We start from the raw sequence: 22,307 nt of genomic DNA on the forward strand, positions 1-22,307 counted from the left end.
TGGTAACTGTCCAGTAAGTCTGCGCACTTGTTGCGCTGACCGTAAGAAAACATAGGCTGGAAGGCAAAAATCCCATCAGCGAAGCTGATCAGGAATGGATTTTTGCGTGTAACTATGAAGGTACTGAATAGTTACAAATATTGAATTTATAGCAGACTGACCCGCAGATCAGCGCAGCCAGTCTGCCGCTTTTATCTCAGTCGAGAAGACTCCCACCTCATTAGGTGGTGAGTAATAGCAAATTTGCCTCAGTGGGAGTTGGGTCTCCGGCTGAGATAAACGCTCCGCGGGGATGCGCAGTGATTCTGTATGGAATATGTCAGCTTTGCTGACCAGAATCACGCGCCAAGTCTCACGGATGTTCGACTTGAATTATTTGTTCTTCTCATGCTCCTCGATCCACTCCAGAATATCCCCGGATACCTGTTCGCGGTTGAGTTCATTTAAAAGTTCATGCCTCGCGCCCTCATAAAAGCCGATGGAAAGGTCCTCCACTCCAGCTTTATCATAGCGGTCATAGACTCTCCTCACACCTTTTGTCTCCTCACCTACCGGATCCTTGCTTCCGGAGAGGATCAGGACCGGGAGGTCGGTGCACATTTTGCCTGCTTTTTCGAGTTTTGCGGTCTTTAAGATCACCTCGAAGAAATCCCGGTACGCGCCCGCGGTGAAGATGAAGTTCGTCAGCGGGTCATCCCCGAAGGCACGGTCTCTCTTCTCATCCCTGGACAGCCAGTCGTAAGGCGTCTTTGTCGGCTTGAATTTCCGGTTATAGTTTCCAAGGGACAGGTTGTAGAGCATTTTGCTCCTGTATCTCGTCCCTTTCCTCTTACAGACAGAGTCCGCCAGCATATATCCGAACCGCACCTCAGCGTCCTTCGGTGCTCCGGTTCCGAGCAGGATCACACCGTCGATTCCGTCCTTGTAGACGGTCAGATATCGTCTCGCGAAGAACGACCCCATACTGTGCCCCAAAAGGAAAATCGGCACACCCGGATATTTTCTCTGTGCATGGACCGTCACACGGCGCATATCACGGATCACGGAGACAGCGCCCGCATGGTCACCGAAATATCCCCTGTCCTCCTCCGCTGCCGCGGTCTTTCCGTGGCCTAAGTGGTCATTCCCGAGAACATAGATCCCGTGTCCCGCAAGGAATTCCGCAAACTCCCGGTATCTTCCCACATGTTCCATCATTCCATGGGCAATCTGGACGACGGCTTTCACCTCGCCGTTTGGAATCCATTCCATACAGTGGAGATTCGCAAGACCGCTGCTGGATGGTATATAAAATTCATGGATCTCCATAATTTCTGCCTCCTGTGCATAAAACATTTTCGATTTTAGCTAACAGGCACTCAAATACCCGTTCCGCCTGTCATCAGTGCTCATCGAAGAGTTTTATAAATATAGTCCTAGTATAACACGCACTCAAAACTTTCCCTAGGAAACATCTGTTAAAATTTCATAAACTTTATCTAAACCGAAATTAAATGTGTCAGGCGCATTCCGCTATCCTGTATGGTCACCCACACCGGGCTGCACTCTGCGCAGGCGCAAAAAAGCCCCGCAGGCGCTCTCACACCAGCGGGGACTTTCTAACTTTCCAATGCTTCCAACCTCAATTACAAGACAGTCGTCATGTCCGATCAGTCTTTCTTCATCAGCTTTACCATAACAGCCTTCTGCGCATGCAGGCGGTTCTCTGCCTCATTGAAGATCTCGTCGGCATGTTCCTCGAAGACTTCCTCGGTGATCTCCTGTCCGCGGTATGCCGGGAGACAGTGCTGGACCATAGCGCCCGCGTTTGCGGCCGCGAGGAGCTGTCTGTTGATCTGGTAGTCCTTGAAGATTTTCTTTCTCTCCTCTTTCTCCGCTTCTTCTCCCATCGAAGTCCATGTATCTGTGATCAGAATATCCGCACCGGACGCCGCCATAAACGGATCTGTCTCCAAGGCAAACTTATCGCCGTAGCCCTTCGTGAATTCAAGGACAGCTCCGTCCGGCTTGTATCCGTCCGGTGTCGCGACCGCCACGTTCATTCCGACCTTTAAGCCACCAACGATCAGGGAGTTTGCCATATTGTTGCCGTCACCGATGAAGCACATTTTGAGTCCGGAGAAGCTTCCGAACTTCTCACGGATCGTCATGAGGTCCGCAAGGACCTGACACGGATGACAGAAATCCGTCAGGCCGTTGATGACCGGGATGGAACCAAATTTTGCGAGGTTCTCCACTTCCTTCTGCTCAAAGGTACGGATCATGATACCGTCAAGGTATCTTGACAACACGCGGGCAGTATCCTGAACCGGCTCTCCACGGCCGATCTGCAGATCTCTGGAGGACAGAAACAATGCATGTCCACCCAGCTGATACATTCCTGTCTCGAAGGAAACCCTCGTTCTTGTGGAGGATTTCTGGAAGATCATTCCCAGTGTCTGCCCTTTTAAAAGCTCATGAGGAATGTTGTGCTTTCTTTCATATTTTAACTGGTCTGCCAGATCCAGAATTCCAATGATCTCCTCTGTACTGAGATCCAGTAATTTTAATAAGTTCTTCATGATTCAAATACCCCTTTCATGGCCTCAAGTGCCTGATCGATCTCTTCATAGGTGATAACAAGCGGCGGCAGCAGACGGATCGCGTCCGTTCCGGCTGTCAGGACGAGAACGCCCTTTTCCATAAGCTTTGCAACATATCCGGTGCGCTTTTCGGGATCCACGATGATACCTAACATGAGTCCCATGCCGCGGACATTCTTCACTGCCGGGGAGTGAAATCCCAGGACTTTTTCTTTGATGTAAGCGCCCTTTTCCTCAACCTCTTTTAAGAATTCCGGCTTCATCACCGTGTCGAGGACCACATTCGCAGATGCCGCGCTCACTGGGTTTCCGCCGAAGGTGGATCCGTGGGTTCCCGGTCCCATAACATCCGCGCAGGACTTCGCAGCCAGCACGCCGCCGATAGGCAGACCGCCGCCGAGACCTTTCGCCATGGTCACGATATCCGGAGCAATTCCGTACTGCTCATAGGCGAAGAGGCTGCCACATCTTCCGATGCCGGTCTGGACCTCATCCACGATGAGCAGGATGTCGTTTTCCTTGCAGAATTTCGCGACGCCCTGGACAAACTCTTTATTTAACGGCAGAACGCCGCCCTCTCCCTGGATCATCTCCATCATGACCGCACAGCAGGTCTTGTCTGCCTTTGCGGTTACATCCGCCAGGTCGTTTGCCTTCGCGTAGGCAAAGCCTTCCGTGAACGGGAAGAAGTACTGGTGGAACTTCTCCTGTCCAGTTGCCTTTAATGTTGTGACCGTTCTTCCGTGGAAGGACTGGATCAGTGTCACAATGGTGTTTCTTCCCTCACCGTATTTATCGAAGGAATACTTTCTCGCGAGCTTGATAGCGCCCTCATTCGCCTCCGCACCGGAGTTTGCAAAGAAGATTTTTCCCATCCCTGTGGCTGTCACGAGCTTCTCTGCGGCGCTCACCATGGGCTCCGTGTAGTAAAGGTTGGAAGCGTGCATGAGCTTTTCCGCCTGTTTTGTCACGGCATTTACGATCGCCGGATTTCCGTGGCCTAAGCTGTTTACTCCGATCCCGGAGGTCAGATCCACGTGCTTTTTTCCGTCCGCATCCCAGAGCGTCGCGCCTTTTCCGTGGTCAAGGACGATGTCGAACCGTCCGTATGTATGCATGATATATTCTGAATCTTTTTTCTTGATCTCTTCCGCTGTCATATCGTTCCTCCTGTGGCAACTGATTCGGCAGATCCACGCTTTTTCCTGCGTTCTCTCTGCAAAAAACGTGTACTCTGGCACATTCCGCGCCGGATACGTTTTCTTACAGGAACCTGCATCTTCACATGGATCTGCGTCTGCCTTTTATGAAAACATGGTTCCTACACCTTCATTTGTAAGCAGCTCGATTAAGATCGAGTGCGGCACACGGCCATCCTGAATGTTCGCGCGCTCCACGCCCTGACGGACACACTCCACGCAGCAGTTGACCTTCGGGATCATGCCGCCCTTGATGATGCCCTCCCTGACGAGAGACGGAACTTCCGAAACCTTCAGACGTTTGATCAGTGTGGATTCATCGGACGGATCTCTCAAAAGTCCTCTTACATCCGTGAGCATGATCAGCTTTTTCGCCTTTAACGCGATGGCAAGCTTCTCAGCCGCTGTATCCGCGTTGATGTTGTAGTTGCAGGTATCGTCAATTCCTGCGGCAACACAGGTAACTACCGGGATATAGCCTTTTTCCAGCATATCAAGGACGATCTGCGGATTTGTCTTAACGATGTCACCCACATAGCCGTATTCCGTTCCGTCCGGATCGTTCAATTTGACCGCCTCAAACAGGCCGCCGTCCATTCCGCTTATTCCCACGCCTTTTCCTCCGGCATTTTTTAAGAGTGTTACCAGATTCTTATTGAGCTTTCCGCAGAGGACCATCTGGACCGCTTCCATCGTCTCTTTGTCTGTATAGCGCAGACCCTTGATGAATTTGGACTCTTTTCCGGTCTTCTTTAAAAGTTCCCCGATCTCCGGACCGCCGCCGTGGACGAGAACGACTTTCACACCCACGAGATTTAAGAGGACGATGTCACGGATGACCGCCTGCTTTAAATCCTCGTTGATCATGGCGTTTCCGCCGTACTTTACGACTACGATCTTTCCATTGTATTCCTGAAGATACGGGAGCGCCTCCACAAGGACGCCCGCTCTTGTCTCCGCTTTCAGATTTTCCATAAATTTTCTCCTTTTTTTCAGATTGCATCAAATAGAATCACGCGCCAAGTCTCACGGACGTTCGACTTGAATTATAAATTCAGTCCCGCTGTCTCCTCAAGTCCCAGCATCAGGTTCATGTTCTCCACCGCCGCGCCGGAAGCGCCTTTTCCGAGATTGTCAAACAGCGCCGTGATGATCGTCTGACCTTCATGTCCATTGACGACCAGTTCCATGCTGTCCTTTCCCGCCATGGTTCCGGCGGCGATCATCGGATCCTCATATCCGAACGGATGGACTTTTACGACCTTCTTTCCGTCGTAGTGGGCAGCCAGCGCCTCGTGGATATCTTTCGCTGTGGGATTTCCCTTTAACATGGAGTTCTGCAGCATGACGGTGACTGCCATTCCTTTATAATAGTCATCCACGATCGGGCAGAACACCGGAGGAACATCAAGTCCACAGATCTTCTGCATCTCCGGGAGGTGTTTGTGTTTCAGGTTCAGACCGTAGATTCTCGGCGTGTTGTAGAGTTCCGGCTTCTCCGGGGACTCGTACTCCGCGATCATCTTCTTTCCGCCTCCAGAGTATCCGGTGAGGGAAAATACAGTGAGGGGCGTCTCCTTCGGGATCATTCCAGACGCCACGAGCGGATAGACCGGGATCACGAATCCTGACGCATGGCAGCCCGGATTTGCTGTGAATTTTGCATGAACGACTGCATCTTTATGCATATCGGAAAGCTCCGGAATCCCGTATGCCCAGCCAGGCGCGGTGCGGTGTGCCGTGGAAGCGTCGATGATCCTCGCGGAATCCTTCTCCACAAAACTCACCGCCTCCTTCGCCGCCGCATCCGGCAGGCAGAGGAAGGTGATATCCGCCGCGTTGATGAGTTTCTTTCTCTCATCCGGGTCTTTCCTCTTTGTTTCATCAATTAACAGGAGTTCAATGTCGTCTCTTGATGCAAGTCTGTCGTAGATCTGGAGTCCTGTGGTTCCTTCTTTTCCGTCAATGTATACCTTTGGCTTCATAATTGTTCTCCTCTCGCTCATAGATTGTTCTGGATTCCAGGTTCGTCTCCCACCCGCCGTGAATTTGTGGGGTGCGTTACTGTTTACGCAAGGCGTGGACAGTAACCGGGGTGCGGATGGAAATCGTGAATATTTTTTGAATAATTTTGCATAATTATAACTCTATATGTATAATTATGCAAGTATTTTTTTATAAATTTCAAAAAGCACTTACCACCATCTGAGGCAAGTGCTTTTATATCATTGCAATCTTTTATTTTGGTCCTGCGAAATGTATCACAGGGTCTTTCCGGAAAGCTCATAAAATGCCTCCCGCATATGCCCCACCGCTCGTTTTTCGATTCTCGACACATAGGACCGGGAGATTCCGAGCTTTTCCGCGATCTCCCGCTGCGTGTGTTCCTTTGTCCCAAACAATCCATATCTCATGCGGATCACGGTCTGCTCCATCTCCGTGAGATTCTCCTTGTACGCCTCGTAGAGGATCTTCACGTCCTGCTTGATGATCACAGTCTCAAGGACTTCCCTGTCCCCCGCCTCAAGGATATCCAAGAGGCTCACGGTCTCCCCATCCTTATCCGCGCCGATGGGATCGTAGATGGAGACTTCCCTGGAAAACTTTTTTCCGGACCGGAACATCATTAAGATTTCATTCTCCACACACTTCGCCGCATATGTGGCAAGCCGCGATCCTTTCTCCACATTGAAGGTATTTACTGCCTTTATAAGTCCTATGGTCCCCACTGACAGGAGATCATCCATATCGTATCCGGTCTGCTGGTACTTCTTTATGACATGGGCAACAAGACGGAGATTCCGGTTGATCAGCACTTCTCTCGCTTCCAGGTCGCCCTCTTTGTAACGCTTCAGGTACTCCCGCTCTTCCTGTATGCTCAGTGGTTTCGGAAATGTCTTCAAAGAAAGCCGCCTTAAGCTTCATTACCTTATTTTATGCGGGCGGATCTGTTCAGGTGCTTTTACAATTTCGATTGTTTTTCCGTTACATCAGGATCTGGATCTGCGGTCTTTTTTGCCTGTATCTCATCGTATCCGCACCGGGCACTCATCTTTTTGTTAATATTTCGTTTTGTTACTCCTGTTTTTTGCAAAAAACTTGCATATTTATGTCGACAGGAGTATAATAAATTGATTTTATAAAATTTTTATAATTTTTAATATTTGTATAATAATTAGATTGGAAAATGGAATGCAGTACACGAGAGAATCCGCAATAGAGCGGCTGTTAAAGAATTACGAACCTTATTACGATATTCACATGATGATCAATGGCGACCAATCCCCGATCACAGCCCGCTGTGATTTTTTTGAGCATTCCGGACAGTATGTCATCTCAAAAAAGGCGGAATTGTGGTCCGCGGACAATGAGGAATTCCTGTATCTCGTGAATGTTCCGCACCTGACGCTGGATCTTTTTGAAAGCTTAAAGAATGAGATCCACGAGGATGGCATGGGCCGGATCCATGTTGGACCAGGCCATATGGCTTCCTATATTACGGCAGTCTTTATCTGCGATACCTGTGATGAAGACGCAAGGAAAGCTTTAAAAAAATGCCGTATTTACAAAAGTTTTCATTTTTCCCTGCATGGCTGGATGAATTTTCATGCGGCGTTGGTGGAGGTGGCTGACGGGAAGGTCACTTCAAACGCAAGCGGTCACCATGTTGCGAAAATTTTGAAAAAAGTATTATATGATACCAGGGGGAAAAGGTCATAAATCCGATGCAGGCTTGCCTGCAAGAGGTTTTTTGACCTTGGACCCCGCCAAAAACATGAATAAGCAGCCATTTTTCGCAGAAAAATGAGCGGATTATGAATGTTTTTGAGTATTGTGAGAGCACAAAGTGCGGAACAATACGGTATCAAAGGGGTCAAAAACTTTTGACCCCAACATTATTATATTTTAAAAGAAAGGGAGATAGTAACAATGAATTCATTAGTACTTCTCATCGTCTGCGTTGCCATTCTTGGCATCGGCTATGTCTGCTACGGCGGCTGGCTGTGCAAGCAGTGGGGCGTAGGCGAAAGCAAAACAGAGACACCGGCCCACACAATGGCAGACGGTGTCGACTATGTACCGGCAAAAGCTCCGGTTCTGATGGGACACCACTTTTCCTCCATCGCAGGCGCAGGCCCGATCACAGGACCGATCGGCGCAGCCATGTTCGGCTGGCTCCCGGTTACCTTATGGATCCTCGTCGGCGGCATCTTCTTCGGCGGTGTCCATGACTTCGGCGCACTGTTCGCATCTGTCCGCAGCAAAGGACAGTCCATCGGAGAGATCATCTCTGCGAACATGAGCAAACGTGCAAAGCAGCTCTTCATCATCTTCTCTTACCTGACGCTGATCTTAGTCGTAGCGGCATTCGCTTCTATCGTTGCTTCCACATTCGGCGCAGTTTACGATGAGAGCGGCGCTCTTGATATGGCGAAATCCGCGACACCGGCAACTGTAGCAATGATCTCTATCCTGTTCATCCTGATCGCGATCGTATTCGGTTTCTGTGTATACCGCCGCAACATGCCGATGAGTATCGCTTCCGTATTCGGCGTTCTTGCGATCGTCCTGATCATGGCGATCGGAATGAACTTCCATCCGATCTACCTTTCCACAAAGGCATGGATGTGGATCGTTGGTCTCTACATCGCCATCGCTTCCGTAACACCGGTATGGATCCTTCTCCAGCCGCGCGACTACTTAAGCTCCTTCCTTCTTTACGCGATGTTGGCAGTCGCAGCATTTGGTGTCATCGTCGCTCATCCGACCTTCGATTCCACCTTCCCGGCTGTGACAAGTTTTGCAGTTGACAACGGAAACGGCGTTCAGTACATGTTCCCGGTACTGTTTACAACAGTTGCCTGCGGTGCGATCTCCGGTTTCCACTCCCTGGTATCTTCCGGTACCACATCCAAACAGCTCGATAAAGAGACTGATGCGAAGCCGATCGCTTACGGCGGAATGCTCTTAGAGTGTGTTCTCGCAGTTTTAACGCTCTGTGCCATCGGCTATGCCTACAAGTGGAATGCGGTTCATCCGGATCAGGCATTAAAGGGCGCGACAGCGATTTTCGGCGGCGGTATCGCTCACATGATCGACGATATCATCCCGGGAAGCTACAGCATCTTAAACTCTTTACTGGTACTTACATATTCCGCGTTCTGTCTTACTTCTCTTGATACCGCAACACGTCTTGCGCGTTTCATGTTCCAGGAATTCTGGCTTGAGCCGGGTGAAACTGCTGCCGACATCAAAGAGGGCTGGAAAAAGGTTATGGTAAATCCGTACTTCGCTACGATCCTCACAGTTGTCCTTGGCATCCTTCTCGGCATGAACGGATACGGAAAGATCTGGGGATTGTTCGGAGCTGCCAACCAGCTTCTCGCGGGTATCGGCCTCTTAGCCGTTGCCACATGGCTCGGAAACATGGGCAAAAACAACAAGATGTTCCTGATCCCGATGGCATTCATGATCATCGTTACGATCACCTCCCTTGCACTCACAGTTAAGAACCAGATCGGCATGATCGCCGCAGGCGGCGCTGACTGGGGTCCGTGGGCACAGACGATCCTCGGAATCCTTCTGATCTTCCTTGCGATCATCCTTGTTATTGAAGGTGTACAGACACTGTCCAGACAGAAGGCGGCCAAGGCTTAAGTGCCGGGTAAATGATCAGATATTTTAAGAATTGAAAAAGACACGTCATACAGGTTTTAAGTGAAATCTGTATGGCGTGTCTTTTGTTTTACCGGATCTTTTAATCCCGATTTTTCTGTTGTCTGTCAACCGTCCGCCTTTCCATGCGCGGCTTAACTTTGGAGTTTTTCTGCTGCTCCCCAACCTGCCTGCGGACTGGATGAAATGTCAGATTTTTAAGGTGTCAGCGCACCCAGGACTCATTTACCTTATTCATTTCTGATCGCCGCCAACGGACTTAATTTCATCGCCCGCAGTGCCGGGAAAAGTCCGGCCAGCATACCGATCAGGACCGCAAAGACCACAGCGGATCCAGATAGCCACAACGGGATCCTTGAGATTGCTCCAGAACCACCCGTCATACTGGAGAAGCTGGCTCCCAGAAACTTATTGATCGCAGCGGAGACGCTGTAGCTTAAGCCAAGTCCCAGAACGCCTCCCATAAATCCGATAAATCCTGCCTCCATCAAAAACATCGTCCGGATATCTCCAAGCGCACATCCCAAAACCTTCAGCACACCGATCTCCTTCGTTCTCTCGTAGATGGACATCATCATCGTGTTCGCGATTCCGATCGCTGCCACAAACAGCGATACAGCACCAATGCCTCCGAGGACCGCCTGGATCATATCCGTCTGCTGCTGGGCCTGTTCGAGCCACTGCATGCTGCTGTAGGCCTCGTAGCCCATATCTGTGATCGCTTTCTGGACCTCCGTCACATGTTCCATATCGTCCACATTCACGTAAACCATATTGTAGACAAAATAATTGTAGGGTTTTCCCTTTTTGTTTGTCGGCTGTCCGGGGATCGGATTCTTCCGGTAGATCTTTTTCAGCTGGGTCTTTAACAGGTCGATATCTGTGTAGATCTGGTATCCATACTCAGAAAGTCCGTTCTCGCCCCCATCAACCAGAGCACAGGCCGGGAAAATATACTTTTTCTGGCTGCTTTCATCCCCGTTTCCCATATTCTGGAACATGGTAAAAAACGGCTTGTGTATAAGATCCACTTTGGAAAGATCCTCGCCGTCCCAGCTTCCCTTTCCGGTCTTGCTGTTATAAAAGTTGTCGGAAACCATATTTCCGACGATAAACTCCAGCGTCGCCGCATTCTTGTCCGGAAGTTTTCCCTCCGCCAGCGGAATCTGTTCCAGCTCCTCTCTGGGCATTCCCACAATGTTCGAATATCCCTGATAAACTCCCTGCTTCAGATTCACATCTGTCTCCAGAATCGGGGACACACTCTTCACATGTGGGATCTTCGCAAGCTTCGTCACCGTGGCATCCACGAGGTAATCGTCCTCGGACTGGTTCCCGTATCCGGAACTGATCTGGATCCTTGTGAGACTTCCGAAGGAAGCGTAGGATTCCACGGTATTTTCCTTCAGTCCGATTCCGAGAGAGACCATGACTACGATGGAGGCCGTGCCGATGACAACACCCAGAACGGTAAGTCCCGTCCTGAGTTTCCGTCTGCGCAGGTTATTGATGCTCATGATGAGCAGATCAAAGAATCTCATCGTCCATTCCCGCTTTCTTCTTTTTGCGTCTGATGACCACAAGGATCACAGCTGCAAGGACCACTCCCACGATTCCCACCGGAATTGCGAGATGTTTCAGTTTATCCGTCGTGGACGGTTCCGGCTGTACATCGTCACTGTTCCAGGTATCGTCAACATTGCTTTCATCCATGCTCTGATCCTCATTTACCATAAGCTGGATCTCCTTCTCGACCGTGGAGACTTTTCCGTTCTCATCCTCATATGTAATGGAGAGTTTTACCTTTCCATCATCCGTGGTCGGGGCAATTCCGTTGATCATCGTATCCACGTTTCCGCTTTTTCCAGGTTCGATATTTCCGACATAAGCCTCATTCTTCTGGATAGAGTCTGCCTCAAAAACCGCGTTCACGTTATAGAGCATGACTTTTCCGGTGTTGTTGATGGAGAACATCACGTTTGACTCTTCGCCGACGGAAATAGCATCCGGCATGACCTCGATGGTGCCAGTATTTAACCGTGCCTCCTGCTTTAATCCAACCGCGATCTTTACAGCTTCCTTCGCATTCTTAAATTCCGGGCTGTCATACTGCTCATTGATCGTGATCGTATAGGAACGCTGTTCCGCTGTGGGACTTGAGGAAAATTTTATCGTCAGCGTGTCAGATGCTCCCGGTGCCAGAGAATTAACAACCACGGAGTTTGAACCGTTCACCGTCGTAAATACCGGACTGTCGCTCACTGTTTCCGACTCGAAGGTAAACAGGATATTGCTTGCAGCAATACTGTTGGAAGCGTTTTTCATGCGCACCTTCAGCGTAAAATCCTGTCCGGCATAGATCTCCGCAGGATCCGTCTCAAAGCTGTCGACGATGATACGCGCCTTTGTTCTTTCGTTCTCGCCTGCTTCAGAATCCAGAGAATCATCCTCGTCTTTTCCATAGACCCGCACATAAAAGGTATCCTCAATGGGAGCAGCAAAGTTTCCATTCTCATTTTCCCGGTAACGGATCTTAAACTTGATCGGATAATAGCCAGATTTCGCCTTTTCCCGCACCGCCATGCTGAATGGAACCGCCACCGTCTGATCCGGATTCATATTTCCCATCTGCCGGTCATAATTTCCGTCATTGATCTCGAACGGAAACTTCGCGATATCCTCAGAGAGCTCCATATCGACACGTACATCGTAGGCGGTCTTATAACCGGTATTTCTCACATTTACATCGAAATTCATGACCTCGGAATAGTTCGCGGACGGGGTGGGCTGATTCTCGCCGAGGGCGAATGCTACCGGCTCGGAGTTGTCCTCATTTGTCTCACTGGTTCCTGTTGTCTTCTTTGTCTCGATCCACGCCATGATCGTCTTTGCGTACTCGGATGACATTCCGTCCTCGCCCTGAGCGCGCTTCGAGATATAGATCAGGATCGGATAGTATCCCTCTTCCAGACCTTTTTTTACATTGACATTCAGGTTGACGGTCTTTTTTGCTTTTTTATTTACATGACCAACCTTGTAATGGCGGTTTAAGGAATCCGTCACCTCAAAGGGATAGATCGTCTTCATGGACTGGACGATGCTGCTCTCTTCGCTGTCACGGTCCTCCGTCTTTGTGATCTCATCAGAATAATGGTTCCGGAAATCATCCTCGGAGGCGATCCAGATCTCCGTCTCGATCCAGTCTTTGTCCTCCATGTTCATGAGTGTCACGGAAACGGTTCCGTTTTTTCCGATATATAAAGTCGGCGTTTTTCCGATCACAAGGCGGACGGTATCATTGTCATCGTCCATCCGATATACCTGTGGGATCGTCTCCGCCGCTTCTGTTGTCTCCTTCGCCGCGAATGCAGTTGCCGGGACTGCGCCCATCAGCATACACGCGGCAAGGAATGTTGCCATCCAGCGTAATCCTTTTATTTTCATACTGTTCCTCTCCTCCTGGCTGTTCTATTTTAGTTATTTGTGCCAGCTTTCCATATTTTTGCGTTTATTCCAAAATTTTATTGATTGTTATTCTGACTTTCTCTCTATCCGGTGTTCTTCTGCTTCCACAACTGTCTCTATTTGCTCTTCTTCTGCCGGATTCTTAGATTTCCCCTCCGCCTGCGCCTCTGCCGCCGCCTGCATGGACTCTTCTAACTGCACCAGGTCCACCTCGTGGTGATTCTCCTCGATGCTCACGATCTTTCCGTCGATAATCTTAAAGATCCGGTCCGCGTAGGTCGCCAGATTGTTGTCGTGGGTAACCATCACAAGCGTCTGCTTCTGTTCCCTTACGACCTTCTGCATGAGTTTTAAGACTTCCATCGTTGTCTTCGAATCCAGGTTTCCTGTCGGCTCATCCGCAAAGATGATCTGCGGGTTCATCGCCAAAGCCCTTGCGATCCCGACTCGCTGCTGCTGTCCACCGGACATCTGGTTCGGCATATGGGTCATAAATTTCTCAAGTCCCACAAGCTTTAAATACTGTTTCGCCCGCTTGATCCTCGCTGCCCTCGGCATTCCCCGAAACGATAACGGCAAAGCCACATTTTCCACCGCATCCATCGTCCCGATCAGGTTGTAGGACTGGAAGATAAACCCGACCCGCTCTCTTCGGAAGGTCACAAGCTGTTTTTCATTCAACTTTTCTATATGTTTTCCGGCGATCACGATCTCTCCTTTTGTCGGGTGTTCCAGACCTGCCAACATATTTAAAAGCGTCGATTTACCGGAACCGGACGGTCCGGTAATCGCGCAGAACTCGCCCCGGTGGATCTCAAAACTCACACCATTTAACGCGTAAACCTTCTCCTCGCCCATGCGGTAAACCTTATACAGATCTTTTACCTGTATTACCGCATCTTCCTTCTGCTGCATCCGTCCGCCCCCTTCTTCTTAAATTTTTACAGCGTTTTTTCGCCGATTCTTTTTATATTTCAAGTATATCGTTCCCATCGTGTTCTGACTATATAAAATTACTTAATTATTCTTACAATTTCTTACGTTCTTCCGGATCCGCAGAACCCACGGTCAATTCTCTCCGCAGTCATAGAAAAAAGGGAATCTCTCCGGTTTTACTGAAACCGTAGAAATTCCCTTTGCGCCTGTCCTATTCCATTTTTTCTGAATCTGTTTCTTTTACATCTGCCTCTTCTATGTCTGCTTTTTCTTCGTTGTTCGTTTCCGGCTGCAGGTTTTCAACCGTTCTGTCCATATTCCACTGCTCTCCCTGCTTATTTTCCTCCTCACCGGAAAGTCTCCTCTTAAATTCTTTCAGGTACTCTTCCAACGACACATACTGTCCATTATTTACCCGATATGACGGATTCCACATCCGCACGACCCGGACCTCTGCCTCGTCCTTCTTTGTTTCCTTCACCGGTCGGTAGTCCCTGTCCGCAAAGAATACATCTCCCCGGACCAGATCCTTCCATTTCATATAGATCTCACGGTTCTTTTTCTGCTTTTTATTCTGGAAAACTTCCATAACGATCAGGCGGAAGAGATCCTCGCCGCAGCAGACCACGGTCTTTGGATTTAAGAGACGGATCTGCTTCTTGATAAACTCGATATAATACTGGCCGTAGTCCATGCTGATTTCGTCGGCCGCGCCTTTTCCACCGCGCTTATTGATATAGAGGACTGCTGCCTTTTCCCTTAGTTTTTTCCCCGGAAGCCTGCACTCCTCGCCTGGATTTTTTTCCTCCCACAGGATCTTCTGCATGCTTGTGAGATAATCCAGATATTCCACCCGGCCGGAGGGACTTTTTCCGGATAGGAAATCCGCGCGGATGTCCGATGCCACCGGCATCGTCTCACCCTTCTGGATCATCTTTCTCATATTTGTCTCTTTTAATATGTAAAGCGTCCCGTCATAATGTTCCGGATCCGCGATTCCGTCGATATGAAAATTTCTCTGATCCAGCTCCGGATAGCAGGTGTTCCCAAATGGATCTTCCTCCATCTGCTGCATCAGCTCCCACAACACATAAAGTTCCTCTATAGAGCGGCATTTCGCGACCTGCCCTTCCAGAACGATCTGTTCCATCGTCTTTCTCATAGTTCCTCCACCGCGCGTTTCCCGCAGTTTTTCATTTGCATTTCTGACTTTCTCCAATGTCCTTTTTCCACGGGATTTCACGAATTTCATCTGGCAGTTCTTCCTGCCCTGCAGAATTTGTCCACTTATTTTTCTTTTGTTTCTCTGCGTTCACTATTTCATATTTTAACACAATTTTCTTTAAAAAAATAGTGGAAATTCTGTTTCAGATTCGCTATAATAGTGAAAATGCCTAAGCGCTGTCACATACGATGCGGACCGCCGTGAGGCCTGAAAGGAGATTATAAACATCATGAGACACATGTTAAATCCTCTTGACTTTTCTCTTGAGGAGACGGAAAGTCTTTTAGAACTTGCCGCCGACATTGAGAAAGACCGTTTCCGATACGCACATGTATGCGACGGAAAGAAATTAGCTACTCTCTTCTATGAGCCCAGCACAAGAACCCGTTTAAGCTTTGAAGCTGCCATGTTAAATCTTGGAGGTTCCGTTCTCGGATTTTCCTCCGCTGATTCCAGTTCCGCTTCCAAGGGCGAAAGTGTTTCCGATACAATCCGTGTTATTTCCTGCTACGCAGATATCTGCGCGATGAGACATCCAAAGGAAGGCGCCGCTTATGTAGCCGCCACCAAATCTTCGATTCCTGTTATTAACGCCGGAGACGGCGGTCACCAGCATCCCACACAGACTTTAACCGATTTATATACGATCCGTTCTTTAAAGGGCAGACTCTCCAATATGACGGTCGGACTCTGCGGAGATCTGAAATTTGGCCGTACCGTTCACTCCCTGATCAACGCGCTGTCCCGCTACGAGGGAATCCGTTTTATCCTGATCTCCCCGCCGGAATTAAAGGTACCGGATTATATCAAGGAGAGTGTCCTTGATGCCAAAAATATCGAGTACCGTGAGACGACCAGTCTTGATGACGCGATGGAAGAACTGGATATCCTCTACATGACAAGAGTCCAGAAGGAGCGTTTCTTCAACGAGGAAGACTACATCCGCATGAAGGACTGTTACATTCTTGATAAGGATAAGATGAAACTTGCGAAACCGGATATGTATGTGCTTCACCCGCTCCCGCGTGTCAACGAGATCTCTGTTGAGGTGGACGATGACCCGCGTGCCGCTTACTTCAGACAGGCCCAGAACGGCGTATATGTCCGTATGGCACTCATTATGACATTACTGGAGGTAGAAAAGCCATGTTAAATATCAGCGGAATTCAGGAAGGCGTTGTCCTTGACCATATCCAGGCGGGCAAGAGCATGGATATCTATCGCTATCTGCGCCTCGGCGAGTTAGACTGCACAGTCGCGATCATCAAGAACGCAAAGAGCAACAAGATGGGAAGAAAAGATATCATCAAGATCGAGGGACCGTTAGACTCCATCGACCTCGATATCCTCGGCTATATTGACCACAACATCACCGTCAACATCATCCGCGACGACAAGATCGCCGAGAAGCGCACCCTGCATCTCCCGAAGATCTTAAAGAACGTGATCCACTGCAAGAACCCGCGCTGCATCACCTCCATCGAGCAGGAGCTGCCGCATATTTTCTATCTCGATGATAAGGATCATGAGGTATATCGCTGCAGATATTGTGATGAGAAGCACAGTTGATTCCGCTTCCGCAGGTTGCGAAGTGCTGTAAAACGCAGCAAAGAGAACCATCCCCGGCGATCCGCCGGGTTTTGGTTCTCTTTTTTCTATCTTTCTTTTATTATAATCTCGCGATCACAGCATCCACATACTCTTCCGTAGATGCCTCACCATGGAGATCTCTTGTCAGGTGCTTTCCTTCCGCAAGGACCTCATCCACTGCTTTTCGGATGCGGGATGCTGTCTCATTTTCACCGAGATACTCAAGCATCATGCATGCGGACCACAGGAACGCCGTCGGATTTGCAAGGTGCTTTCCGGCAATATCCGGAGCGCTTCCGTGAACGGCTTCGAACATTGCGTAGTCGGCACCAATGTTGCTGGACGGTACAAGACCAAGGCCGCCGATCAGACCGCTGCAAAGGTCGGAGAGAATGTCGCCGTAGAGGTTCTGCATTACCATCACATCAAACTGGTTCGGGTTCATGACGAGCTGCATGCAGGTGTTGTCGATGATCTTGTCATCAGCCTCGATTTCCGGGTAATCCTTTGCGACTTCACGGAAGATCGCGAGGAACATGCCGTCAGACATCTTGAGGATGTTTGCCTTGTGAACGCAGGTAACTTTCTTTCTGCCGTTCTTCTTCGCGTACTCGAAGGCGTCGCGGATGATGCGCTCAGATGCTTTCTTGGTGACGATCTTGATCGCGTGAACCGTGTTCTCATCAATCTGTTCTTCTTTTCCGACATACAGACCTTCGGTGTTCTCACGGAAGATCACGATATCCACGTTCTTAAACGGAGTTTTTACCGCGTCATTGGACTTTACCGGGCGGATATTCGCGTAGAGGTCATACTTGCCTCTAAGGGTAACGTTTAAGGAACGGAATCCCTTTCCAACCGGGGTCGTGATCGGGGACTTTAAGAGAACTTTTGTGCGCTCGAAGGAAGCATACGCCTCGTCCGGAATCAGGGCACCGTTTCTCTTCCACTCATCCTCGCCGACATTGTAGATCTCATACTCAAGCGGCGCTTTTGCTGCCTCTAAGATCTTTAAGACATTGTCCACTAACTCCGGACCAATTCCATCGCCGCGAAATACTGTTACTGTGTGTTTCATGTTAAAACTCCTCCTGATTTTTAAATTCCCAGCAGATCTGCCGGTATCGTATGTGTCATATGGTATACCTGCTCTTCGGGGATCCCATGATCCAGCAGGTACTGCATATATTCTGCCATTTCAATTTCCCAGTGCGGGTTTTCTGTCTGGCCGCCGTCTGTGTCAACCATGACATTTTTGTATCCGGCTTCTTTGATGATCTCAAGGTTATCCGGCAGATTGCTCTTATACGTTCCGCCGCCCATGTTCTGGGCATAACAGCGCTCCAGGATCACATCGTAGTCCTTTACCATGCGGATCTGATCCTCCATGGTCATTCCCACGACCCACCATTCCGGATGGGTGATTACGATCTTCTTCACCCCAAGGTTTCTGGCCGCCTCCACCACCGTGAAGGATTCCTCCGGTGAGATGTGCGCCGTGCCGAGAACCGCGTCATAGTCACGGACAAGCTCCAGAATCGTTTTCAGCTCCGGAACGATCATCCCGTCTTTTACGACCTCCACGCACTGGCTCGTGTCCTGCTTCATCTTCTCCAGATGGTTCTTTGCCGACTGGGTCGGAAGCCAGACGACCTTTGCGCCCATGCGGAGTGCCACGTCAACGGCCTTCGGATTTATTCCGCCGACCGCCCGGTTCAGCGTGATCCCGCCGAACATCGTGAAGTCGTTCGTCTTTCCATGTACGATCTCGTTGTGGCGGTTACAGAGATATGCCCGGTCCACCGTCGATCCCTGATGAGTCTTGATCACGATGGCCCGCGCACCCACACGGATCGCAGCTTCCATCAATTCGAAATCATCATAGGCACGAAGGCGCAGATCCGGATTTGTATGAACATGCATGTCAATAACACCCTTCATAAGATCCATTTTCATCAGCTGTTGTTCCCCTCTGATCATTTTTGCTGTTGCTTTCTTACGGGATTCATTTTATACTAAATTTGTTATTAAAAAAAGTACTAAAATCATATACCCGGTATCGATATTTCCGATGGCTGTTTTGAACGTGATCCGGTACCCTACAGGCCGCAAAATGGAGATACCGCCTGTTATTCCGATAATCTTCTTACCTGCCAAACGGCTGAAAGGAAAATGTATCCTATGGACCTGAAGGAATTAAACTATGTTGTGACCGTCGCCAACGAGGGAAGTATCTCCCGCGCCGCGGAGAAACTTTTTATGAGCCAGTCCAGCTTAAGCCAGGCGATCCGTGTCCTGGAGCAGGATCTCGGGACCTCTGTCTTCGTCCGCACTACCCGCGGAGTCCGGCCAACTGCCGCCGGGGATGCTTTTATTTCCCACGCAAAGCAGATCCTGCAGCAGTACCGCACTGCATGCAGTGAAGCCGCAGACATCGAAAATCTCAACGGCGGTACCATGATCTTCGGGATCAGCACCTACCGCGGCACGTATCTTCTGCCGCCGGTCTTAAAGCGGTTCCGCACCCTCTATCCGAAGGTCCATGTTGAGATCTGTGAGATGGACAGCATTGACCTCGAAGATCAGCTCTTAGAAGGTCTTCTGGACCTCGCCCTGATCGCCGCCCCGCCGGTCCGGATCAGACACAGCGTTTCGCCATTCATGCGCGATGAGATCATGATCGTCACCACCGCGGATCATCCGGTCATGGACTTTGCCAGAACATGTGATTCCGCTCCGGAGCTTTCCTGGATCGATCTCAAAGACACTGCCGCCTTCGAATATATTTTCGGACCGCCAAACACTGTACTCGGCCGTGTTGGCCGTCAGGCGCTGCGGGATGCCGGAATCGAGCCCATTGGGCAGGGCACCGATCTCTCCGCCTCCTTCGCCGCCGCTATGGCAAGAGAAGGCGCCGGTCTCGCCTTCACCTACCGTTCCTGCCGTGTCCCAGGAGATCATTTCCGCTATCTCCGAGTAGGAAAAGAAGGAATCTTCCTTGACCTCGCCCTTGCATGGCCCGCCGGAAAGTACCGCTCCAGAGCAGCGTCAGCACTGGCGGAACTGTTTCAGGAGATGGCACCGGAGCTGCTGCAAAGGTGATGGATGCCGGACTACAAAAATGAGCCCGCAGGTATAGAAAAGCTGTTACCGTGGAGTGTTGTGGTCAAGCTTTTTTGTAACACTTGTGGCTAAAAAAGCTTGACCACAACACTTTATACAATATCGCTTCCAAAAGTCTCGGCTGTGCACTGTCTCTTTCTTTCCATATCCGATTGAATGACCTAGACGCTTTCACATACCCTTTATGTTCCACATTATCTCTTTGCGAACAGCCATTGTTTTCAATGTCTTCTGCCATAGATGGTCATTCCTCCTTTCTCGGTCATACTCAAGACTCCTACTGATTCGGTCCTTCACCTCTCGGCTACTATGACCTCTGCTGACTTCTGTGCGTTCAGCATTGCTTTATGCAATGGTTACCTCTTTCAAGGCGTACCGCACAGACCTCCCTAGGTACCACACGTTTCTTCCTCTCCATCCATCTGCCTCATCTATCATGCATGATTCCGTGTAGTTATTGGGCTTCAACGTGTCTGGCAGTCTTACCCTCATGCATGACCTCATATGAGATTTCTGTTCGTCAGACCAGAGATTTGCCCGTGAGTTAGTATGTTCCTCACATCCAGCTTCCTCCAGATTCCATCTCACGATGGACACCCTTGCCTTCGGCTATATCCTTCCCACTACCGGGCGGATTCGGGACTTTGACCCGTTAGAAACGTGCGCCGCCAGGCGCACCAGAAAAAAAGCTGATAGAAAGATTTTTCTACCAACTTTTTTACGTATTAATACAATCAAACGCTATCTATATTATCCACCGAAATAATGGCTTACTCATTACTGTAATTGCTCTCAAAAAGTCCTTTTATTAAAGGGATCAGAGATTTATTATAATAATATTCATACATATTCGACTTATTAAATACATTTTCATCTTCTGAAATAAGCATAATTCCTTTGTTATTTTCTTCTGAAAATGTTGTATCAAGAATAAATACGTAAGATATAATCTTAAATAAATCTCCTTCATTGCTACTGTTAATTACATTTTTCCACTTTATTGGTTCCTTATAATAAAAGCTTATTAAAATATCTTGATTTGAAAGTTCTTTTTCTGAGAAAGTATTTAATATTTTTATTGGCGCATCCATATCTTTTAAATTGGCATCAGTAAGAGGCTCATTGATATCTTTAATAGTCTTCCACCAATTCCTTTCAATTAAAGCAACCACTTCTGAGAACTCCAACTGCTCCGGTGTTAAATATATTTCCGAAATACCATTATTTACTTTAATGCTTGTTGGTGTCGATAATACTGCTTGTGGAAAATCAATTCTATCATTACTGTGCCCACATGCAGATAACATCAACATCATAATAGATAGGGCAATAAAATACTTTTTCATATACTTACCTCCTAAGAATTCCTTAATATACATCATGTGCAATTTCCAAGATATTGCCAGAAATTGCATCTATATCAACATAATAGTTCAATTCATAAACAACTCCATCGACATTTACTTTGACGGGATAAACCAGTTTCCAAAATATCTTTCCCTTAAAAGTTTTTAAATCCTCCATACTAGTATGATTCACGCAAATTAGAAGCCTATTTCAAACTATCGTTTTATGCTAATTCTGGATAGACTTTCTCTTTCGTGAAATTGGTTTTGGTGCTTTTTTGTTTTTGTTTTCTGCTGAAGCAGCTCATACACTATGAAATCAATCTCTTCTTTAGAAAGGTCATAAAGTCAGAACTTTTATGAGTTTCACTTACTAATGGAATTGCTTCTCCTGAGAGCAAATCAATCGCTGCAAGCAGAGAGAGGGTCTCCAACCTGACATACTCATAATCTCGCTGATAGCCACTGCTTTTATCTGTATTCGGAATCGGTGGACGGTCTTCACCTGTGGTAGCAATTGCCTGAATTCCTGGCTTTTCATCATAAGACAGGGTATGTACGGCATCTTTCTCAAAGGGAATCAGTTTTCCATCCTTGTCAAACTGCATTTCAACCTGCTTGTGGATAACAAGGACATCATGCATTTTTGCATCAAACTCAGGATCCCGTCTTTCGCAGTAATAAGACACCTGAAATGGTTTGATCCTTGCATTGCTCAGAATTTTCCGAAGCGTTGTTTCAGCTACTGTTGCCCTACGAAGATGTCCTTCCGCTTCTGCTATAGAGTTGATGAATTTCCTGAAACTCATGGGATATCAGAATTCAGCAGAATAGCCGTAATCCTTCGGTTTTTGGCAAGCTTTACTGATTACCCAGGTGATATCGTCATCGGTGATTTCCGCTTTTCTTCCACGGCCGTTGTTATCATGTAAAGAAGCTTCAACACTGTTCTCTTTAAATTTATTAAGACAACGTTTTACCACACCGATTCCAATATCCAGTTTGTCAGCAATTGCTTCGTTAGATGCACCCTCAGATTTGAGCAGAAGGATTCTGGCACATTGATAAACGCGAATTTCCAAAGTGCTCTGAGTCAGCAGTTTATTTAAGTAAGATTTATCATCATCTGTTAAAGAAATAGTTTTAATTGTATTAGGCATAATTG

At 48.5% G+C, this 22,307-nt stretch carries 21 protein-coding genes; 5 read left to right on the forward strand and 16 right to left on the reverse strand.

Features of this window, described 5'->3' with window-relative positions:
* Window positions 1-372: 372 nt before the first annotated feature.
* The 6 genes from ABCW45_RS07190 to sigK form a co-directional block, all read right to left on the reverse strand.
* Complete coding sequence (locus tag ABCW45_RS07190) at window positions 373-1,308, reverse strand: alpha/beta fold hydrolase (RefSeq protein WP_343220548.1); 936 nt, start codon at window positions 1,306-1,308, stop codon at window positions 373-375.
* A gap of 341 nt (window positions 1,309-1,649) precedes the next feature.
* On the reverse strand, window positions 1,650-2,561 hold the full coding sequence (argF, locus tag ABCW45_RS07195; protein WP_117483252.1) for an ornithine carbamoyltransferase: 912 nt from the start codon (window positions 2,559-2,561) through the stop codon (window positions 1,650-1,652).
* Window positions 2,558-3,742, reverse strand: coding sequence for an aspartate aminotransferase family protein (locus ABCW45_RS07200; RefSeq protein WP_343220549.1), 1,185 nt, complete (start codon window positions 3,740-3,742; stop codon window positions 2,558-2,560). Before ABCW45_RS07200 ends, argF begins: the two co-directional genes overlap by 4 nt.
* Before the next feature lie 144 nt (window positions 3,743-3,886).
* Window positions 3,887-4,756 (reverse strand): acetylglutamate kinase, encoded by an 870-nt coding sequence (argB, locus tag ABCW45_RS07205; RefSeq protein ID WP_117552251.1) that lies wholly within the window; start codon window positions 4,754-4,756, stop codon window positions 3,887-3,889.
* A 71-nt stretch (window positions 4,757-4,827) separates the two neighbouring features.
* Window positions 4,828-5,766, reverse strand: a complete 939-nt coding sequence (gene argC, locus ABCW45_RS07210) for an N-acetyl-gamma-glutamyl-phosphate reductase (protein WP_343220550.1) — start codon at window positions 5,764-5,766, stop codon at window positions 4,828-4,830.
* A gap of 276 nt (window positions 5,767-6,042) precedes the next feature.
* Complete coding sequence (sigK, locus tag ABCW45_RS07215; RefSeq protein WP_343220551.1) at window positions 6,043-6,684, reverse strand: RNA polymerase sporulation sigma factor SigK; 642 nt, start codon at window positions 6,682-6,684, stop codon at window positions 6,043-6,045.
* A gap of 289 nt (window positions 6,685-6,973) precedes the next feature.
* Between sigK and ABCW45_RS07220 the strand changes: the two genes are divergently transcribed.
* Together ABCW45_RS07220 and ABCW45_RS07225 are read left to right on the forward strand one after the other, a co-directional pair.
* Entirely contained in the window at window positions 6,974-7,501 is a 528-nt protein-coding gene (locus ABCW45_RS07220; protein ID WP_343220552.1) for a DUF8052 family protein, read from the forward strand.
* Between the two features lie 210 nt (window positions 7,502-7,711).
* Window positions 7,712-9,439, forward strand: a complete 1,728-nt coding sequence (locus tag ABCW45_RS07225) for a carbon starvation CstA family protein (protein ID WP_343220553.1) — start codon at window positions 7,712-7,714, stop codon at window positions 9,437-9,439.
* Window positions 9,440-9,687: 248 nt separating this feature from the next.
* On the opposite strand, the gene ABCW45_RS07230 is transcribed toward ABCW45_RS07225, so the two are convergent.
* From ABCW45_RS07230 to ABCW45_RS07245, 4 genes are all read right to left on the reverse strand, one after another.
* Window positions 9,688-10,998, reverse strand: coding sequence for an ABC transporter permease (locus ABCW45_RS07230; protein ID WP_118296938.1), 1,311 nt, complete (start codon window positions 10,996-10,998; stop codon window positions 9,688-9,690).
* Window positions 10,985-12,901 carry a COG1361 S-layer family protein gene (locus tag ABCW45_RS07235; RefSeq protein WP_343220554.1) on the reverse strand — a complete coding sequence of 639 codons (1,917 nt, stop codon included), beginning with the start codon at window positions 12,899-12,901 and terminating at the stop codon, window positions 10,985-10,987. Before ABCW45_RS07235 ends, ABCW45_RS07230 begins: the two co-directional genes overlap by 14 nt.
* A gap of 87 nt (window positions 12,902-12,988) precedes the next feature.
* Window positions 12,989-13,837, reverse strand: coding sequence for an ABC transporter ATP-binding protein (locus ABCW45_RS07240; protein WP_117504965.1), 849 nt, complete (start codon window positions 13,835-13,837; stop codon window positions 12,989-12,991).
* A gap of 232 nt (window positions 13,838-14,069) precedes the next feature.
* Window positions 14,070-15,110, reverse strand: coding sequence for a hypothetical protein (locus ABCW45_RS07245; RefSeq protein WP_117504963.1), 1,041 nt, complete (start codon window positions 15,108-15,110; stop codon window positions 14,070-14,072).
* Window positions 15,111-15,312: 202 nt separating this feature from the next.
* Between ABCW45_RS07245 and pyrB the strand changes: the two genes are divergently transcribed.
* Both pyrB and ABCW45_RS07255 read left to right on the forward strand, forming a co-directional pair.
* Window positions 15,313-16,236, forward strand: coding sequence for an aspartate carbamoyltransferase (pyrB, locus tag ABCW45_RS07250; protein WP_117469382.1), 924 nt, complete (start codon window positions 15,313-15,315; stop codon window positions 16,234-16,236).
* Window positions 16,230-16,652 carry an aspartate carbamoyltransferase regulatory subunit gene (locus ABCW45_RS07255; RefSeq protein WP_015554166.1) on the forward strand — a complete coding sequence of 141 codons (423 nt, stop codon included), beginning with the start codon at window positions 16,230-16,232 and terminating at the stop codon, window positions 16,650-16,652. The genes pyrB and ABCW45_RS07255 overlap by 7 nt, the downstream gene beginning before the upstream one ends.
* A gap of 100 nt (window positions 16,653-16,752) precedes the next feature.
* On the opposite strand, the gene ABCW45_RS07260 is transcribed toward ABCW45_RS07255, so the two are convergent.
* Together ABCW45_RS07260 and ABCW45_RS07265 are read right to left on the reverse strand one after the other, a co-directional pair.
* On the reverse strand, window positions 16,753-17,751 hold the full coding sequence (locus ABCW45_RS07260; RefSeq protein ID WP_015554165.1) for an isocitrate/isopropylmalate dehydrogenase family protein: 999 nt from the start codon (window positions 17,749-17,751) through the stop codon (window positions 16,753-16,755).
* 20 nt (window positions 17,752-17,771) lie between these two features.
* Window positions 17,772-18,629, reverse strand: coding sequence for a DUF6282 family protein (locus ABCW45_RS07265; RefSeq protein WP_117483256.1), 858 nt, complete (start codon window positions 18,627-18,629; stop codon window positions 17,772-17,774).
* A 225-nt stretch (window positions 18,630-18,854) separates the two neighbouring features.
* Here ABCW45_RS07265 and ABCW45_RS07270 point away from each other — a divergent pair, with 225 nt between their 5' ends.
* Window positions 18,855-19,775, forward strand: a complete 921-nt coding sequence (locus tag ABCW45_RS07270) for a LysR family transcriptional regulator (protein ID WP_117566365.1) — start codon at window positions 18,855-18,857, stop codon at window positions 19,773-19,775.
* A gap of 64 nt (window positions 19,776-19,839) precedes the next feature.
* Here ABCW45_RS07270 and ABCW45_RS07275 read toward each other — a convergent pair whose 3' ends face one another.
* From ABCW45_RS07275 to ABCW45_RS07290, 4 genes are all read right to left on the reverse strand, one after another.
* Window positions 19,840-20,034: a hypothetical protein gene (locus ABCW45_RS07275; protein WP_117469378.1), complete on the reverse strand. Its 195-nt coding sequence runs from the start codon at window positions 20,032-20,034 to the stop codon at window positions 19,840-19,842.
* Between the two features lie 532 nt (window positions 20,035-20,566).
* The gene (locus tag ABCW45_RS07280) at window positions 20,567-21,142 is read right to left on the reverse strand and encodes a hypothetical protein (protein WP_117469377.1); all 576 of its coding nucleotides are present in this window, start codon (window positions 21,140-21,142) and stop codon (window positions 20,567-20,569) included.
* A 311-nt stretch (window positions 21,143-21,453) separates the two neighbouring features.
* Window positions 21,454-21,951, reverse strand: a complete 498-nt coding sequence (locus ABCW45_RS07285) for a hypothetical protein (protein ID WP_343220555.1) — start codon at window positions 21,949-21,951, stop codon at window positions 21,454-21,456.
* A gap of 6 nt (window positions 21,952-21,957) precedes the next feature.
* Window positions 21,958-22,302 (reverse strand): COG3415 family protein, encoded by a 345-nt coding sequence (locus ABCW45_RS07290; RefSeq protein WP_242990604.1) that lies wholly within the window; start codon window positions 22,300-22,302, stop codon window positions 21,958-21,960.
* Between the last annotated feature and the right edge of the window lie 5 nt (window positions 22,303-22,307).

This window comes from Pilosibacter fragilis (genome assembly GCF_032490495.1).
Lineage (GTDB): Bacteria > Bacillota > Clostridia > Lachnospirales > Lachnospiraceae > Pilosibacter > Pilosibacter fragilis.